The sequence below is a fragment of the Shinella sp. SUS2 genome, assembly GCF_001262505.1.
Classification (GTDB): domain Bacteria; phylum Pseudomonadota; class Alphaproteobacteria; order Rhizobiales; family Rhizobiaceae; genus Shinella.
In genome coordinates this window covers 416,619-430,884 of the sequence record NZ_KQ410723.1, presented here as the reverse complement: position 1 = coordinate 430,884, position 14,266 = coordinate 416,619, and the positions used below count along the sequence as shown (strand labels likewise).

Below are 14,266 nucleotides of genomic sequence, written 5' to 3'. Positions count from 1 at the left end.
GCGCAACAGACTGGATGAAGTGGCATGTTCGGCAAACGCGGCAATGAAGGTTTCGGCAAGAGCGGGGCGGCGGGCCAGGCGGTCCAGGCCACGCCGGCTGCCGTCACGACGGTGACGGCAGAGCGCCCGGCCATGGCCGCGCCGCCGCAACCCGTCTTCGAGCCGGCCCCCGCCCCGGTACCTGCACCGGCTGCTGCCGCCCGCCGCCGCGCGCCGCGCACGGAAGATTACTACGACACGAAGAGCCAGGTTTTCTCCGCGCTCATCGACACGATCGACCTGTCGCAGCTCGCCAAGCTCGATACCGAGAGCGCGCGCGAGGAAATTCGCGACATCGTCAACGACATCATCACCATCAAGAATTTCGCGATGTCGATCTCCGAGCAGGAGGAACTGCTCGACGACATCTGCAACGATGTTCTGGGCTATGGTCCGCTGGAGCCGCTGCTCGCGCGTGACGACATTGCCGACATCATGGTGAACGGCGCGGGCAAGACCTATATCGAAGTCGCCGGCAAGGTGCAGGAATCGGAGATCCGCTTCCGCGACAATGCCCAGCTCCTGTCGATCTGCCAGCGCATCGTCAGCCAGGTCGGCCGTCGTGTCGACGAATCGAGCCCGATTTGCGACGCGCGCCTGCCGGACGGTTCGCGCGTCAACGTCATCGCCCCGCCCCTTGCCATCGACGGCACCGCGCTCACCATCCGTAAGTTCAAGAAGGACAAGCTGACGCTCGACCAGCTCGTCAAGTTCGGCTCGATCACGCTCGAAGGCGCGACGTTGCTGCAGATCATCGGTCGCGTGCGCTGCAACCTCGTCATCTCCGGTGGTACCGGCTCGGGCAAGACGACGCTGCTCAACTGCCTGACGAACTACATCGATCGCGATGAACGCGTCATCACCTGCGAGGACTCGGCCGAACTCCAGCTCCAGCAGCCGCATGTGGTGCGTCTCGAAACCCGCCCGCCGAACATCGAGGGCGAGGGCGAGATCACCATGCGCGACCTCATCAAGAACTGCCTGCGCATGCGGCCTGAACGCATCATCGTCGGCGAAGTGCGTGGCCCGGAGGTCTTCGACCTCCTCCAGGCCATGAACACCGGCCACGATGGTTCGATGGGCACGATCCACGCCAACACGCCGCGCGAATGCCTCTCCCGTATGGAATCGATGATCGCCATGGGCGGTTACACGCTGCCAGCCAAGACCGTGCGCGAGATCATCGCCGGTTCGATCGATATCATCATCCAGGCCTCGCGCCTGCGCGACGGTTCGCGCCGCATCACCCACATCACCGAGGTGGTGGGCATGGAAGGCGACGTCATCGTCACGCAGGACCTGATGCGCTTCGATATCCAGGGCGAGGATGCCAATGGCCGCCTGATCGGCAAGCACACCGGAACGGGCATCGGCAAGCCGCATTTCTGGGATCGCGCCCGCTATTTCAACGAGGACAAGCGCCTGGCGGCAACGCTCGACGCGATGGAAAAGCCGTAAGGGGCAGGGATGTTCGGACTGGATATCACCATCGTTGCGATCTTCGCCCTTGCGGCCCTTTCCACCGCGGGGCTTGCCTATGGCCTGCTCTTCTCGCGCATCGAGGCGGCGAAGAAGACGGAAAGCCGCGTGCGCCGCGTCCAGGCTGCCGAAACCGACCAGGGCAAGGCCAAGGCGGCGCGCGACCGCATGCAGGAACTGTCCAAGCGCCGCAAGTCGGTGCAGGATTCGCTGAAGGACCTGGAAAAGAAGCAGCAGGAGCAGACCAAGCGCATTGCCACCACCCTCAAGGCCAAGCTGGTCCAGGCTGGGCTTTCGATCAGCATGACGCAGTTCTACCTTCTCAGCGTCGCCGCCGGCATCTTCATCTTCCTGCTCGCCTTCATTGCGGGCTCCGGCCTGCTCCTCAGCCTGGGTGCGGCCTTCATCGCCGGTGCCGGCCTGCCGCGCTGGGTCGTCGGCTATCTCGTCAAGCGGCGCCTCAACAAATTCCTTGAGGAGTTTCCCAATTCGCTCGACGTGATGACGCGTTCGATCAAGTCCGGCCTGCCGCTGACCGACGCGCTGCGCCTGATCGCGGCCGAAGGCCAGGAGCCGGTGCGCACCGAATTCCGCCGGCTGGTCGAAGCGCAGCAGGTGGGCCTCAGCGTGTCGGAAGCCTGCGCGCGCATGTTCACCAATATTCCGCTGCAGGAAGTCAACTTCTTCGCCATCGTCATCGCGATCCAGAGCCAGGCCGGCGGCAACCTGTCCGAAGCGCTCGGCAACCTCTCCCGCGTCCTGCGCGAACGGCGCAAGATGAAAGCCAAGGTGAGCGCGCTGTCGATGGAGGCGAAGGCCTCGGCCGCCATCATCGGCGCCCTGCCGTTCATCGTCGCCTTCCTCGTCTACCTGACCTCACCCGACTACATCATGATCCTGTTCCAGGATTCGCGCGGCCATCTCATTCTCGGCATTTCGGCCGTCTGGATGTCCATCGGCATTTTCGTGATGCGCAACATGATCAACTTCGATATCTGAGGGGCAGGGGCATGTCGGGATTAGTCACCACCCTTACCGATCCGGCCGTGCTGCTGCCGGCCTTCGTGATGATTGCGGTGCTCGCGACCGTCTACACGCTTGCTGCGCCCTATCTCGACCGCGGCGACCTCGACAAGCGCATGAAGTCCGTGGCACTGGAGCGCGAGCAGATGCGCGCGCGCGAACGTGCCCGCATGAGCGCTGAAGCCAGCCAGAGCAAGGCCTCGCTGCGCGCCCAGCACAACGCTCCCGTCCGCCAGGTCGTCGAGCGGCTCAACCTGCGTGAGGCGCTGGTCGACGCCAACACGATGAACCGCCTGCGTCAGGCCGGCTACCGCTCGCAGAACGCGCTCAATGTCTTCCTCTTTGCGCGCTTCGTGCTGCCCTTCGTCGTCGCCGCTGTCGCCATCTTCTACATTTTCTTCCTCGGCTTCCTTGGCGAAAAGCCGTTGCCGATGCGTATCCTGGCGACAGTCGTCGCGGCCTATATCGGCTTCTACCTGCCCAATCTCTACATCTCCAACCGCGTGTCGAAGCGCCAGCTGTCCATCAAGCGGGCCTGGCCGGATGCGCTCGACCTCATGCTGATCTGCGTCGAGTCCGGTATTTCCATCGAGGTCGCCTTCAGGCGCGTGGCCGATGAAATCGCCATGGCCTCGCCGGAACTGGCCGAGGAACTGGTGCTGACCACGGCCGAGCTCTCTTTCCTCCAGGAACGCCGCGCGGCTTATGAAAACCTCGGCGTACGCACTGGCCTCGATACGGTGAAATCCGTGACGCAGGCCCTCATCCAGGCCGAGCGCTACGGCACGCCGCTTGCCCAGGCGTTGCGTGTCCTCGCCCAGGAATGCCGCGACCAGCGCATGAACGAGGCGGAAAAGAAGGCCGCTGCCCTGCCGCCGAAGCTCACTGTGCCGATGATCCTGTTCTTCCTGCCCGTGCTCGTCGCCGTCATCCTCGGCCCCGCCGGCATCCAGGTCGCCGATCGCTTCTAGAAAGACGGACGGAGCCCAGATCAAAAAAAGCCCCGGTCGAGATGTCGGCCGGGGCGAGGTCGTGCTTGGGAGCAAGTATCAAGGCTATTGCAACAAAACTGTGCGGCGGTTTTGCGTCCGTGGGCGCATCCCGTTCGAGGAGATCAGTTGGTGTTGCCGCTGTCGTCGGCAGCGAGCTTCTTCCAGGCGTTCTGCTGGGTCATCATCGAGCGCAGATAGGCGACATTCGCCTCGGCTTGTTCGGTAGTCAGCTCGCGGCGGGCGATGGTCTCGGCCTCCTGGAAGCGGCCCTGGAGGCCGACAGCCAGCGCCAGGTTCTGGCGCACGCCGCTGTCGGCACCGGGCTGCGAGGCGGCGGAGCGCAGGTAGGTTTCCGCGGTCTTCAGGTCTTTTGCCAGGAGGTAGGACATGCCGAGATTGGACAGGACCGAAGGTTCGTTCGGATTGATGTCGAGCGCCTCGCGATAACGCCCGCGTGCCTCGCCGGCACGGCCGAGCTGGTCGAGGATCGCGCCTTCGGCCGATTTCAGCCGCCAGTCCGGCCGGTCCGGTGTCTGCGCGCGCAGGATCGTGTTCAGCGCCTGTTCGAGTTGGCCGGCGGCGGCCTGTGCCTTGCCGTAGGCGGCGAGCACGTCGCGGTCGCTCGGATTGTTGATGGCGACTTGCTGCATGACGGCGAGCGCCTGATCGTTGCGTCCGTTCATGCGCAGTACATTGGCATAGTTTATGCCGACCGTGCGGTCCTTCGGGTTCTTCTCGTAGGCCCGGCCGATCGTCTCGGCGGCCCCCCGCAGTTCCGTCGCATTCATCTCGGAAACCGGCTTCGACATTTTCGGAATGGAGCCGGTCGTGAGGTTGCTCTTGCCCGCACAACCCGCCATTGCAGTGGCGATGACGACGAGGGCTGCGCCTCTCAGAAGCCCGGAACGGAATGACAAACGTGTGAGCGAAGCGGCCATGACAAGTCCCCGAAGCGATTTCCGCAGGTCGCGGCGGTCAAGGAATCACGCCGCAATCTCCGCTCCAGCAATAATCTGTTAACCCTAACAGAGTGTTAATCGCCTGATTCTCAAGCCCTGCCCAAAGGTTCCGCCATGGCCCCCTTCCAGTACATCGACCGGCCCTCTCCCTTCAACACCAAGAACGGCAAGACGCTGCCGATCTTCGCGATCACCCCGGCCCATATCGAGACGGGCACGATCGATCCCATCGCGCTGGACTGGGCGAAGAAGGCCGGTTTCAAGGCGGAGTCCGGGGCGTTGCTGATGGTGCCGACGGCGGACGGCCATCTCGGCGGCGCCCTGTTCGGCCTCGGCAAGAATCCGTCCGACGCACCCTTCCTGACGGGCAAGCTCGCCCGTGCGCTGCCGGCCGGCGACTGGCATATCGAGACCGCTCCGCTGACGGCCAATCGCCTGGCGCTCGGCTACGGCCTCGGCAGTTACCGTTTCGAGCGCTACAAGGCCTCCGCCTCGGAAGCCCCGACCTTGCTCATCCCGAGCGATGCTGACGCGACAGACATCAAGCGTCAGCTCGCCGGTGTCTTCCTTGCCCGCGACCTCATCAACACGCCGACCAACGACATGGGCCCGGAAGCGCTGGAAGACGTTTTTCGCGCGCTCGGCGAGCATTACAAGGCCAAGGTCTCTGTCATCACGGGGGATGATCTCCTCAAGGAGAATTTCCCGCTCATCCACACGGTCGGCCGCGCCTCCGCACAGGCCCCGCGTCTGCTCGAGCTCACCTGGGGCAAGAAGGGCCACAAGCGCGTGACGCTGGTCGGCAAGGGCGTGTGCTTCGATACCGGCGGCCTCGACATCAAGCCGGCCGCGTCCATGCTGCTGATGAAGAAGGACATGGGCGGCGCGGCCAATGTCATGGGCCTTGCCCTGATGATCATGGACGCCAAGCTGAAGGTGGACCTGCGCGTGCTCCTGCCGGTCGTCGAGAATTCGATCTCGGCCAACGCCTTCCGCCCTGGCGATATCTACAAGAGCCGCAAGGGCCTCACCGTGCAGATCGACAACACCGACGCCGAGGGCCGGCTGATCCTTGCCGACGCGCTTGCCTATGCCGACGAGGCCGAGGCCGACCTCATCGTCGACATGGCGACGCTGACGGGCGCCGCCCGTGTCGCGCTCGGCCCCGACCTGCCGCCCTTCTTCACCGACGACGAGGACCTTGCTCACGACCTCACCGAGGCGAGCCTGACGGTGGATGATCCGATGTGGCGCATGCCGCTCTATATGGGCTACGACAAGGACGTCTCCGCCCGCATCGCCGATCTCACCAACGCTCCCGCCGGCGGGATGGCGGGGTCGATCACCGCGGCGCTGTTCCTCAAGCGCTTCGTCACCCGCAACAAGCATTGGGCGCATTTCGACATCTATGGCTGGGCACAGGCCGAGCGGCCGCATTCGCCTGTCGGCGGCGAGGCGCAGGCCATCCGCGCGCTCTATCATCACCTGCGCAAGGCGGCGGCCTGAGCCACGGCTTTTCTTCCGGGAAACGATACGGTATCGTAACGAAAATGCCGTCGTGCCCGGAGACGCCGTGCCGCTAGATCTGACCCCATCGCAGGCGCTCGGCCTCTGGCACGAGGTGACGCTGCAACAGGTCCATGAGGACGGGCGCGACCTGACATTGCGCCAGCTGGCGATCCTGCTGGAAATCTATCTGGTGCCCCCGCCGCATACGGTGCGGGGGCTGGCGGCGAAGCTTGGCGTCACCAAGCCGGTGATTACCCGCGCGCTCGACACGATGGGCGAGCAGGGCCTCGTTACCCGCATGCGCGACGACCGCGATCGCCGCAATGTCATCATCAAGCGCACCGTGGATGGTGCGCTCTATCTCGAACGCCTCGGCGACCTCATCATCGCCCGGGGCCGAGCACAGACCCCCTGAACCGGCACCGCGAGACCAGATCCATGAACGCCCTTCCCGACCGCCGCCTCAACGCCTTCCGCCCGGATCTTGCCGAGGAAGCGCTGCGCGGCACCGTTCCGGCCGAACACTATGTCACGGGTACGCCGGCCCTCGTGGTGCAGCCCGTCGTCGCGCTGCGTCCCCGGCCGGATGCCGCCGCCGGCATTGATACGGAACTCCTCTTCGGTGAAGGCGTGCGCGTGCTCGACCGGGCGGAAGGCTGGGCCTGGGTGAAATCCGATTTCGACGGATATGTCGGGTATTTACCGGAGATGGCGCTCGATGCGGACGCGCCTGCGGCGACCCATGTCGTCGCCGTGCCACGCACCTTTGCCTATTCCGGGCCGGACCTGCGCACACCCGCTGCCTTTGCCCTGTCGATCGGTAGCCGGATAACGGCAGTCGGGGAAAGCGAAACGCGCGGTACCCGCTATCTCACGCTCGCAAGCGGTCAGTCTGTCGTTGCCAGCCACTGCCTTGCCGTCGGGGAGAGGGCGGGGGACGACTATGTCGCCATCGCCGGACGTTTCCTTGAGACGCCCTATCTGTGGGGCGGCCGCTCGGGCTTCGGCCTCGACTGCTCCGCCCTGGTGCAGCTTTCGATGATGATGACGGGCCGCACCGCGCCGCGCGACAGCGACATGCAGGCCGCCGGCCTCGGCGCGCCGATCGAGCGTGCCGCGCTTCGTCGCGGCGACCTCGTCTTCTGGAAGGGCCATGTCGCGATCATGGAAGACGACGCGACCATCATCCACGCCAACGGCCACACGATGAGCGTGGCGCGTGAGGGGCTGGATGCAGCCATCGAGCGCATCGGCTGGCTCTACGAGCAGCCGACCGGCTACCGCCGGCCCTGACGCATATCGGGCCGGCTTCGGCGGGCCTCAATACCCTGCGCTGCGATCAACCAGATGCTCCAGCGGTTTCCCGCTTTCAAGCCGTTCGATCTGTGTTGCGACATGGCGGAAGAGTGCTGCGACATCCGATGCCGCCGAGGCGTGCGGCGTCATGAACACCTTGTCCATCGCCCAGAACGGGCTTTCGAGCGGCAGCGGCTCCTGCTGGAAGACATCCAACGAGGCGCCGTGCAGCGTGCCGTCGTTGAGGGAAGCGACGATATCGGCCTCCACCTGGCTGCCGCCGCGGCCAGCATTGATGAAGACCGGCGCGCCGAACGGTCCCTTGCGGCTGAGGCGGGTGAAGAGCCCGGTATTGTAGATGCCCTTCGTCTCCGGTGTCAGCGGCAGCAGGCCGACGAGGATGTCGGTCCTGCCGAGGAAGGTGTCGAGCCCGGCCTCGTCGAAGATCTCGAAGCCGTCGATCTTGCGGCCGCTCTTCGACCAGCCGATGACGTTGAAGCCGAGCGTCTTCAGCTTGGCGGCGGAATCCTGCCCGAGAACGCCGAAGCCCATGATGCCGATCGTCATGTCCTTCGCTTCCGGCTGAGCGAGTTCGCGCCAGACGCGCTTTTCCCGCTGTGCCTCATAGGCCTGGTGCTGGCGCAGATGCAGGAGGCATTGCATGACCACCCACTCGCTCATGCGCGTCGTCAGCGTCTCGTCGACGAAGCGCACGAGCGGCACCGCGGGCAGGCCTGGCAGCGTCAGCACATGATCGACGCCCGCGCCGCCGGAAAACACCACCTTCAGGTCCTTCGCCCGCGAAAAGAGATCGGCGCCGGGCTTCCAGACCACGGCATAGTCGATGCCGGAGAGGTCGCGGTTGCGGTTTGCCGGATGCTGGAGGTTGATCACCTCGCGGTCCGCAAAGGCGCCTTTCAGCGCAGTGGCGACCTGTTCCTGGTCGAATTTCAGATCGATGATGACGGGGCTTGTCGTCTGCATGCTGGTTCCTGCTGAAGCATTTCAGCCGAAGCAAAATCGCTTCGGCGTCGGACAATGCGTAAAAACAAAGGTTCTACTGACGGATGCTTTCGTTGCGGACCGCTTCGAGATTGAAGGCGGCGGCCATCAGCGCCCTGGTATAGGCCTCGCTTGGCCGTTCGATGATATCCTTCGCCGGTCCCTTTTCCACCACCTGCCCGCCGCGCATGACAATGATGTCGTTGGCGAGCGCGCGCACGACCTTGAGGTCATGGCTGATGAAGAGATAGGCGAGATTGTGTTTTGCCTGCAGGTCACGCAGGAGCTCCACCACCTGCGCCTGCACGCTCATGTCGAGCGCCGAGGTCGGCTCGTCGAGCATGACGAATTCCGGCTTCAGCACCATGGCGCGGGCGATCGCGATGCGCTGGCGCTGGCCGCCGGAGAATTCGTGCGGGTAACGCCAGCGGGTGGCCGGGTCGAGGCCGGTCTCCTCCAGCGCGAAGGCGACGCGGTGGTCGCGCTCGGCCTCGGAAAGCGAGGGTTCGTGAACCTTCAGGCCCTCTGCAACGATATCGGCGACCGACATGCGCGGCGAGAGCGAGCCGAAAGGATCCTGGAAGACGATCTGCATGCGGCGGCGCAGGGGGCGCATCTCGCTGAAGGAGTGTCCGGCAATATCCTGTCCGGCAAAGGCGATGCGGCCCTTCGAGGCGATGAGCCGCGTCAGCGCGAGGCCAAGCGTCGTCTTGCCGGAACCGGACTCGCCCACCACGCCGAGCGTGTGGCCGGCACGCAGCGTGACGTCGATGCCGTCGACCGCCTTTACGTGATCGACGACTCGGCGCAGGAAGCCCGCCTTGATCGGGAACCAGACCTTGACGTCCTCCGCCTCGATGACGACGGGCTGGCTATCGTCGCCCGGGCGGGGCTCGCCCTTCGGCTCGGCGGCGAGCAGGTGGCGGGTATAGGCGTGCTGCGGGTTGGAGAAGATCTCCTCGACGGGGCCGGTCTCGACGATCCTGCCCTTGGTCATCACGCAGACCCGATCGGCGAATTTTCGGACGATGCCGAGGTCGTGGGTGATGAAGAGCATGGACATGCCGTGCTCGACCTTCAGCGATTTCAGGAGTTCCAGGATCTGCGCCTGGACGGTGACGTCGAGCGCGGTGGTCGGCTCGTCGGCGATCAGCAGCTCCGGGCGATTGGCGAGCGCCATGGCGATCATCACGCGCTGGCGCTGGCCGCCGGAAAGCTCATGTGGATAGGCGGCGAGGCGCTTTTCCGGCTCGCGGATGCCGACCTGGTTGAGCAGCTCGAGCGTTTTTGCGCGGGCGGCCGGGCCTTCGATCTCCTGGTGCAGCTTCAGGATCTCGCCGATCTGCCGCTCGATGGAGTGCAGCGGATTGAGCGAGGTCATCGGCTCCTGGAAGATCATCGTGATGTCGTTGCCGCGCACCGCGCGCAGCGCGGCATCGTCGGCCTTCAGCAGGTTCTCGCCGTTGAAATGGATCTCGCCCGAGGGGTGGCTGGCGGCCGGGTAGGGCAGCAGCTTCAGGATCGAATTGGCGGTCACGGACTTGCCGGAGCCGGACTCGCCGACAAGCGCCACGACCTCGCCGCGACGGATGTCGAAGGAAACGCGGTCGACGGCAAGCGAAGTGTTGCCACCCTGGTGGAAGGCGACGGAGAGGTCTCGGACGGACAGGAGGGGTTCGGGAGCGCTCACCGGAAGGTCTTCCTCGGATCAAAGGCGTCACGCGTCGCTTCGCCGACGAAGATCAGCAGCGACAGCATGAGGGACATGACGACGAAGGCGGTCAGGCCGAGCCACGGCGCCTGGAGATTGTTTTTGCCCTGCGCGACCAGTTCACCGAGCGAGGGTGAACCCGGCGGCATGCCGAAGCCCAGGAAGTCGAGCGAGGTGAGCGTTGTGATCGACCCCGACAGAATGAAGGGCAGGAAGGTCAGCGTCGCCACCATCGCGTTCGGCAGGAGGTGCCGGTACATGATCGTCGCATTGCCGACGCCGAGCGCGCGGGCGGCCCGCACATATTCGAAGTTGCGGGCGCGCAGGAACTCCGCGCGCACCACGCCGACGAAGCCGACCCAGGAGAAGAGCAGCATGATGCCGAGCAGGATCCAGAAGCCGGGCGGCAGGATCGCGGCGATGATGAGCAGGATATAGAGCACCGGCATCGAGGACCAGATCTCGATGAAGCGCTGCATCAGAAGGTCCGTCCAGCCGCCGAAATAGCCCTGCACCGCACCGGCCGTCACGCCGACGATGGCTGAGGCGATGGTGAGAGCCAGGCCGAACAGCACGGAGATGCGGAAACCGTAGATGACGCGGGCGAGCACGTCGCGCGCCTGATCGTCGGTGCCGAGCCAGTTGAGGTTGGCGAGCGTACAGTTCGGGTCGCCGGCGCCACCTGGATAACCGGCGCAGCGCTCCTCGCCGGACATCAGCCAGAAGGGTTTCGTCGGCGCGGAATGGGGGATGTTGGAGTTCGTCGTGTTGTAGGAATAGCGGATCGGCGGCCAGATCATCCAGCCGTTGGCGTTGATCTCTTCCGTGATGAAATCCGAGCGATAGTCCGTCTCGGCGAGGAACCCGCCGAACTTCTCCTCCGGATAGTCGACAAGGACGGGAACGAGGATCTCGCCCTTATAGGAGGCGAGGACCGGCCGGTCGTTGGCGATGAACTCGGCGAACAGGCTGAGCACGAAGATGACGAGGAAGATCCACAGCGACCAGTAGCCGCGGCGGTTCGCCTTGAAATTCTCCCAGCGACGCAGGTTCGTCGGGTTCAACAGGCCCTTCTTCGGCGGGGCGACCGGTGCTGTTTCCGTGACGGCGCTCATCACACGTCCCTCCGCTCGAAATCGATGCGCGGATCGACCCAGGTATAGATGAGGTCGGAGACGAGGCTGACGAGGAGACCCATCAGCGAGAAGATGAAGAGCGTCGCGAAGACGATCGGATAGTCGCGCCGGACGATGGAATCATAGCCGAGGCGACCGAGGCCATCGAGCGAGAAGATGTATTCGATGAGCAGCGAGCCGGTGAAGAAGGCCGAGATGAAGGCTCCCGGAAAGCCGGCGATGATGATCAGCATGGCATTGCGGAAGACGTGGCCGTAGAGCACTTGCCGCTCGGTCAGGCCCTTGGCGCGCGCGGTGGTGACGTATTGCTTCTTGATCTCGTCGATGAACGAATTCTTCGTCAGAAGCGTCGTCGTGGCGAAGGCGGAGAGCAACAGCGTGATCAGCGGCAGCGTCATGTGCCACATGTAATCGAGCGGCTTCTGCCACCAGGCGAGGCTGTCGAAATTGTCCGAGACGATGCCGCGCAACGGGAACCAGTCGAGGAACGAGCCGCCGGCAAAGACCACGATCAGGAGGATGCCGAAGAGGAAGCTCGGCACGGCGTAACCGACGATGATAATGCCCGAGGTCCAGACGTCGAAGGCCGAACCGTCCTTCACGGCCTTGTGGATGCCGAGCGGAATGGAGATGGCATAGGAGAAGACGAGAATCCACACGCCGAGCGAGATGGAGACCGGCATCTTCTGGGCGATCAGATCGATCACCGAGGTGTTGCGGAAGAAGCTCTCGCCGAAATCGAAGCGCAGATAGTCCCACATCATGGTGAAGAAGCGTTCGAGCGGCGGCTTGTCGAAACCGAACTGCTTCTCCAGCTTGGCGATGAATTCCGGATCGAGGCCGCGTGCACCGCGATAGGCGCTGTCCTGACCGATATTCTGCAGGTCGCCGCCGCTGCCGGAGAGGCGGTCGCCGGAACTCTGGCTGGTGAGGTCGGAAATCACCTGCTCGACAGGGCCGCCCGGGGCGAACTGCACGATCGCGAAGGAAATCGCCATGATGCCGAAGATCGTCGGGATCATCAGCAGGAGGCGGCGAAGGATATACGCGCCCATCAGCAGCTACCCATCGCAGCCTGTCGTCCGTCTTCTTGTTTTGGCGCAGTCCAGTCGGTCAAGCCCAACCCTTCCGTTCTGCCGCCGCTGTCCGCGGCGGTGATTCGTCATCGCTATATGGAGCCGAGGACGCCGCATGGCGCAAGCCCCGGCTCATTTCACGGCATTCTTCGACCACCAGACATCCGGGAAACCAAGGCTGTAATAGGGCAGCTCCGCCGGGCGGGCGAGGTGGTTCCAATAGGCGACCTGTTGGGATTTCGAATAGAACATCGGCACCAGATAGTGATGGGCGAGCAGGACGCGGTCGAGCGCATGGGTCGTCGCCACGAGCTCCGCACGGTTCGGTGCGAAGATGATGCGGCGGATCAGCTCGTCGATCGCGGGATCGGCGATGCCGGCATAGTTTTTCGAGCCCTGCCGGTCGACGGAGGCAGAGCCCCAGTAGTCGCTCTGCTCGTTGCCCGGCACCAGCGTCTGCGCCCAGATGCCATAGATCATGTCATAGTCGAAGGCACGCACGCGGTTGGTGTATTGCGAGGCGTCCACCGTGCGGATGCGGGCGTCGATGCCGATGTCGTTGAGGCTCTTGACGTAGGGCAGGACCGTGCGTTCCTGCGAGGGGTTGGAGAGCAGGATCTCGATGCCGAACGGCTCGCCCGTCTTGATGTTCGTCATCTTCCGGTTCTTGAGCTCGTAACCCGCCTCCTTGAAGAGCGTCATGGCCTTGCGCAGGTTCTCGCGCGTTTTCTTCGGGTCGCCGGCGACGGGATTGGTGTAGGGCGTGGTGAAGACGGAAGCGGGGACCTTGTCCTTCAGCTCTTCGAGGATCTCCTTTTCGCGCCCTTCCGGCAGGCCGGAGGAGGCAAGCTCGGTGCCCCAAAAGTAGCTGTCGATGCGGTTGAGCCTGCCGAAGGAGAGATTGCGGTTGAGCGTCTCGAAATCATAGGCGTAGTTCAGTGCCTCGCGCACACGCTGGTCCTTGAACCGTTCCCGGCGCAGGTTCGGCACGTAGGCCTGCATGATGCCGACGGCGCGCAGCGGATTTTCGATCTCCTCGCGCACGATGCGGCCATCCTTCACGGCTGGAAAATCATAGGCCGTCATCCAGTGGCTGGAGCTGTTGTCGCGATAGAAGTCGACATTGCCGGCGCGAAAGGCCTCGAACTCGACATTCCGGTCGCCGAAGAACGTATAGCTGATCACGCCGAAATTGTTCTGGCCGACATTCACGTTGAGGTCCTTGGCCCAATAGTCGTCGCGCAGTTCGAAGCGGATCGAGCCACCTGCCTGGAAGGATGCGATCCTGTAGGGGCCCGAGCCCATGACCGGCTCCAGGGTCGTGCGGCTGATATCGCGCTTGTTGCCCTTGGCGTCGGTTCCTTCCCACCAGTGCTTCGGCACGATCGGGAACTGGCCGAGAATGTTGGGAAGCTCCTTGTTGTTCTTCTCGTCGAAGCGGAAGGTGACATCGCGCTCGCCGGTCTTTTCCGCGGAAACCACATGGCGGTAGTAGTTGGAAAGAAGCGGATTGTGTTCCTTCGACTTGTCGAAGGAGAAGATCACGTCCTCGGGCGTTACCGGCTGGCCATCGGCCCACTTCGCCTCCGGGCGCAGGCGGAAGGTGGTGTAGGCGATGTCGTCAGGATAGGAGACCGCCTCGGCGAGCAGGCCGTAGGAGGCGGTGATCTCGTCGTCGGCGGATTTCAGCAACGTGTCGAAGACGAGGGAGGTGACGCCTGTCGCAGCCTCGCCCTTCGAGAGAACGGGATTGAAGGTGTCGAATGTGCCGGTTTCGGACATTTTCAGCTCGCCGCCCTTCGGCGCATCCGGATTGACATAGTCGAAGCGTTCAAAGCCGTTCGGACGCTTCAATTCGCCGATCGTCGAGATACCCGTGCGCCAGACGGGCTCCTTTGCCTCCTGGGCCCTTGCACCGGTCGCGGCCGCCAGCGACAGGGCGAGGGCGATGGTGAACACGATTTTCCCGGAGGCTGCCTGCATGCCAAAATCCCTTTCGTTTCGTTTGCCGAAGCGTGAACCAGAGAATAGGCAAAATCCGGGC

Annotated in this window: 12 protein-coding genes; 6 read left to right on the top strand and 6 right to left on the bottom strand. The window is 64.0% G+C overall.

The window, feature by feature from the left end; translation table 11 throughout:
• The first annotated feature begins 24 nt into the window (after positions 1–24).
• Genes AKG11_RS02070 through AKG11_RS02060 form a run of 3 tightly spaced genes read left to right on the top strand, consistent with a single transcriptional unit; the run spans position 25 to position 3,512 of the window.
• The gene (locus AKG11_RS02070) at positions 25–1,497 is read left to right on the top strand and encodes a CpaF family protein (RefSeq protein ID WP_023514250.1); all 1,473 of its coding nucleotides are present in this window, start codon (positions 25–27) and stop codon (positions 1,495–1,497) included.
• A 9-nt stretch (positions 1,498–1,506) separates the two neighbouring features.
• On the top strand, positions 1,507–2,517 hold the full coding sequence (locus AKG11_RS02065; protein WP_024270980.1) for a type II secretion system F family protein: 1,011 nt from the start codon (positions 1,507–1,509) through the stop codon (positions 2,515–2,517).
• An 11-nt stretch (positions 2,518–2,528) separates the two neighbouring features.
• A complete protein-coding gene (locus AKG11_RS02060; RefSeq protein ID WP_023515694.1) occupies positions 2,529–3,512 on the top strand; it encodes a type II secretion system F family protein in 984 nt (327 codons plus the stop codon).
• Positions 3,513–3,655: 143 nt separating this feature from the next.
• Here AKG11_RS02060 and AKG11_RS02055 read toward each other — a convergent pair whose 3' ends face one another.
• Positions 3,656–4,471: a tetratricopeptide repeat protein gene (locus tag AKG11_RS02055; RefSeq protein WP_023515695.1), complete on the bottom strand. Its 816-nt coding sequence runs from the start codon at positions 4,469–4,471 to the stop codon at positions 3,656–3,658.
• A 135-nt stretch (positions 4,472–4,606) separates the two neighbouring features.
• Between AKG11_RS02055 and AKG11_RS02050 the strand changes: the two genes are divergently transcribed.
• The 3 genes from AKG11_RS02050 (at position 4,607) to AKG11_RS02040 (ending at position 7,294) form a co-directional block, all read left to right on the top strand.
• Positions 4,607–5,998 (top strand): leucyl aminopeptidase family protein, encoded by a 1,392-nt coding sequence (locus tag AKG11_RS02050; RefSeq protein ID WP_050742767.1) that lies wholly within the window; start codon positions 4,607–4,609, stop codon positions 5,996–5,998.
• Between the two features lie 67 nt (positions 5,999–6,065).
• Entirely contained in the window at positions 6,066–6,416 is a 351-nt protein-coding gene (locus tag AKG11_RS02045; RefSeq protein WP_023515697.1) for a MarR family transcriptional regulator, read from the top strand.
• A 23-nt stretch (positions 6,417–6,439) separates the two neighbouring features.
• On the top strand, positions 6,440–7,294 hold the full coding sequence (locus AKG11_RS02040; RefSeq protein ID WP_050742766.1) for a C40 family peptidase: 855 nt from the start codon (positions 6,440–6,442) through the stop codon (positions 7,292–7,294).
• A 27-nt stretch (positions 7,295–7,321) separates the two neighbouring features.
• Here AKG11_RS02040 and AKG11_RS02035 read toward each other — a convergent pair whose 3' ends face one another.
• The 5 genes from AKG11_RS02035 to AKG11_RS02015 form a co-directional block, all read right to left on the bottom strand.
• Entirely contained in the window at positions 7,322–8,281 is a 960-nt protein-coding gene (locus AKG11_RS02035) for a 2-hydroxyacid dehydrogenase (RefSeq protein WP_050742765.1), read from the bottom strand.
• Between the two features lie 73 nt (positions 8,282–8,354).
• Positions 8,355–9,989, bottom strand: coding sequence for an ABC transporter ATP-binding protein (locus tag AKG11_RS02030; protein ID WP_050742764.1), 1,635 nt, complete (start codon positions 9,987–9,989; stop codon positions 8,355–8,357).
• Positions 9,986–11,125: an ABC transporter permease gene (locus AKG11_RS02025; protein WP_023515701.1), complete on the bottom strand. Its 1,140-nt coding sequence runs from the start codon at positions 11,123–11,125 to the stop codon at positions 9,986–9,988. Before AKG11_RS02025 ends, AKG11_RS02030 begins: the two co-directional genes overlap by 4 nt.
• Positions 11,125–12,201 (bottom strand): microcin C ABC transporter permease YejB, encoded by a 1,077-nt coding sequence (locus AKG11_RS02020; protein WP_024270981.1) that lies wholly within the window; start codon positions 12,199–12,201, stop codon positions 11,125–11,127. Before AKG11_RS02020 ends, AKG11_RS02025 begins: the two co-directional genes overlap by 1 nt.
• Before the next feature lie 153 nt (positions 12,202–12,354).
• Complete coding sequence (locus tag AKG11_RS02015; RefSeq protein ID WP_050742763.1) at positions 12,355–14,205, bottom strand: extracellular solute-binding protein; 1,851 nt, start codon at positions 14,203–14,205, stop codon at positions 12,355–12,357.
• Positions 14,206–14,266: the final 61 nt, after the last annotated feature.